The sequence below is a fragment of the Coleofasciculus sp. FACHB-712 genome, assembly GCF_014695635.1.
Taxonomy (GTDB): Bacteria; Cyanobacteriota; Cyanobacteriia; order Cyanobacteriales; family FACHB-T130; genus FACHB-T130.
This window is the reverse complement of sequence record NZ_JACJOQ010000384.1, coordinates 1-3453: the sequence shown is the minus strand read 5'-3', so window position 1 is coordinate 3453 and position 3453 is coordinate 1. Positions and strand designations below refer to the sequence as shown.

Below are 3453 nucleotides of genomic sequence, written 5' to 3'. Positions count from 1 at the left end.
ATATTTGACCCCAGAGGATTTTCTTTCAGTTGTAATTTATGACGATACGCCAGAAACAATTCTTCAGCACCAGCAAGTTCAGGATAAAGCTGCGATTCGTTCGCTAATTGGTAGGGTGAAAGCTGGCGGATGTACTAACTTGAGTGGTGGTTGGCTAATGGGATGCGACAATGTAAAATCTCAACAGTCCACAGAACGCATCAATCGCGTTTTATTATTAACAGATGGGCAGGCGAATGTTGGCATTACTGATTCTCAAGTATTAATCAACACTGCAAGACAACAAGCCGAACAAGAAATCATTACAACAACTTTAGGATTTGGAACTTATTTTAATGAAGATTTGCTCATCGGCATGGCAAATGCTGCCGGGGGAAACTTCTATTTCATCCAATCGCCTGACGATGCTACTGATGTATTCAGAATCGAACTGGAAAGCCTCACGTCTGTTGTCGCGCAAAATATGACGGTGACGCTGCAACCAGAAGATTCTGTACAAATTACCGGGATTCTCAACAATTACCGATCTAATCCGATTGGCAACAACTTGGAAGTTTTCTGCGGCGATGTTTATGAGGTAGAAAATAAGCAGCTAGCTGTAGAATTGTCAATATCTCCGCCAACAAATCTTGGGGTGACAAATATTGCCACCGTTGCTTATAAATATCAAGCGGTTGTCGATGGCAGCATTCAACAATTCACTGACGAAATCTCGATTAGCCTAACGGTTGCTGATGCTGAATCAGCCAACAACGTACAGCCAGATGCAGCGGTTGTGGAGCAAGCCAGTAAACTGAGGATTGGTAAGGTAAAAGATGAAGCGATCGCACTCGCTGACAAAGGAGATTATACCGCCGCATCCCAGAAACTTCGCAAGACGATTGAGGATCTCAAGCTCAAAGCATTGCATGAATCCTTTGAAGTTGCCGAAGAGATGGAACAACTGGATTATTATGCACAACGCCTAGAGAGCAAAAAGTTTGATAGTGTCAGTCGCAAGGAGATGCGAGATCAATCTTACCAAGCTCTTACACGCGATCGCGGCGATTTAAAATTGCGCGGACTTGCTGCGAGTGCCAACAGCTTACAAGCTGTTTCCAGCGTGGATGCGGGAGTTTTGGTGAAATGCGATCGCGTTAGTGGTAAGTTGCGGATTCACGTCATTTCTGACGGTTACAATCCTGATTTCAACGTGCAATTCCCCCGCAATATTCGGGAAGAAGGTGTCACCTACATCGTTGATGAAATCAATCTATCTGCTGACGGTAGTTTTTATCGCGTCTCCGGTAACATTCGCCGCTTAGTGCAACCCGGACAAGAACGCGCCGCATCATCTCAAAATGGTACATCTTCTTCCAGCCCAAAACGACAAAAGCTGAATGCACCTGCTTCTGCTGCTGATTTAGAAACAATTGATACTGTAGGTGATGGCGTTCTCGTCCAGTGCGTAAAAGAAGGCAGTAAATTGAGAGCCAGAGTCGTGTCCGATGGATACGATCCTAACTACAATATCCGCTTTCCTCGCGACATTCGAGAAGAAAACGTTCTCTATGTTGTGGACGAAGTGGAAGAGGCAAAGAATGGCGGATCTTATGTTGCTTATGGGAAGATTCGCAGGTTAGTTCAGTAATATTTTTTTACGCAAAGGTACGCAAAGGATAGCGCAGAGGTACGCAAAGAGTGTCTGTGTTCTTTGTGCTATCCTTGATTCTTTTTCACTCGTGTGTCTGCTGAAGAGGTTATGTAGATTGGCTTGAATGATAGTAAAAACCAACAAATATACTTGTAACTACCTAATATTGGGTTTCGTAACCTCAAACCAACCTACGGAATCATATCTTTGAACTAAACCAATTTCTTAATATCCCCAAAAGCACGATAGAAACCGCCACGAGAAGATTCGCGCACCTCTTCCACCAGATAACGCGCACCTTCAGAGCGAATATCTTGAGGAAATTGTACTTTCCAATTGGGATCGTAGCCTGGAGAAACGGCGCGAATTCTTAACTTCCCGCCTTCTTGGAAACATTCTACAATTACACCGTGAGTAGCGTTCGATGTCGTTTCTAAAGTATTAGAAGGAACGGCTGCGGCAACGGCAGTTGGTGCTTTAATGTTAATAGCCTGGGGAACTGTACCCGCTTGCGCCGCTTTGATTGCAGTTTCACTAGCGTCGATGCAAGCAAGAGAACCATCGCTGGTGACGATGTAGAGATGGTTATCTATAAACTGCATGGAGAAGGCAGAACCGCAACCAGTGGCTAGTTTCCAAAGACGCTCTCCTTGTTGACTAAAACAATAAATCGAGGAGCAATTGTCGCCTGCAAAGACATATTTACCTTCTTCAGCAGTCGCGCACGAATAAACAGGCGCATCACATTGATATATTGTGCTAACTTCCCCTTTCTTCGTGAAGCAATAAACTTGATTCTCACTGGTACTAGCATATACAAATGCTTCTTCTTGCCAGCCAAATAGCACCTCACCGCGAGTTTTTTGATTCCAGATTTTCGTTCCATCTTCCCAGTCATACATGGTTACGCCCTTGCTGTGACCGTGGTAGATACCAATCTCATCGCAGCGCACCATCCAGCCATAACTACCTCTACTTTTTTTAGTCCATTGAGATTCATCTTCGTGATTAATCGTTATGACATTACCAGCATCATCAGAAACGCCGAGAATTGCATCTTTGATATCAAGCCAGAAAATATTTACATCAGGGGCAATTTCATAAGCAACACGAGGAATTTTTCCGGTCAAATCGTATACTTTGCCATCATCGCATCCTGCATAAAGCCAGCCTTCATCCGCGACAATGCACTTCACGCCGTCAGGAAGACGAAACTGATTTTGGACAATTCCCGTATGGCTGAGAGCGAAAATTTGACCTGCTTGATTGCCAACCCAACAGCGCGAGTTGTCAATAAAGATGCCGAAAGCAGGTGAAGAAGAGGCAAATTTCCAAACTACAGGTGCTTGGTTTGCAGTTGAGCGATCGCTCTTTATTTCCCGTCGAGTCACGGGACGTTTACTTCGCACTCCCATAACTGCTTGTTCGTAACCTTTCTTCAGTTTCTCGTTAATCTTTTTCGTCGCCTCAGCTTTGGCTTTTGCCGGCGTTGGATAGGTTTTAACCTGAGTTTGTCCTGAGTCGCCAATGCGACCGTAGCGAATCGATACTTCCGTATCCTTGACAATTACTTCATAAAATTTGTGAGAACTACTATCTGACTCTGACAATTCTAGATACGTTTTCTCTTGAGTCATTTTTTCCTCCAATTCTGTATGTATTGATAAATATCTGTCTCACCTCAAATTTTCCATTCTTAATCCAGTATTCTGCCGGATTAAAAGGGTAAAAATCAATTTTAAAAAATAGCAGAAATCATTTTTTGATTTTGCCTTTAGCATTAATAAATGACAATCAGTAATATCTCAGCCCAAGCTCAC

General features: G+C 43.6%; 2 protein-coding genes. One reads left to right on the top strand and one right to left on the bottom strand.

All coding sequences use genetic code 11. From position 1 onward, the window contains the following. A partial coding sequence (locus H6F50_RS10925) for a VWA domain-containing protein (RefSeq protein WP_190428715.1) occupies positions 1 to 1630 on the top strand: 1630 nt, incomplete at its 5' end. A gap of 215 nt (positions 1631 to 1845) precedes the next feature. On the opposite strand, the gene H6F50_RS10920 is transcribed toward H6F50_RS10925, so the two are convergent. Continuing rightward, the gene (locus H6F50_RS10920; protein ID WP_190428714.1) at positions 1846 to 3270 is read right to left on the bottom strand and encodes a WGR domain-containing protein; all 1425 of its coding nucleotides are present in this window, start codon (positions 3268 to 3270) and stop codon (positions 1846 to 1848) included. Positions 3271 to 3453: the final 183 nt, after the last annotated feature.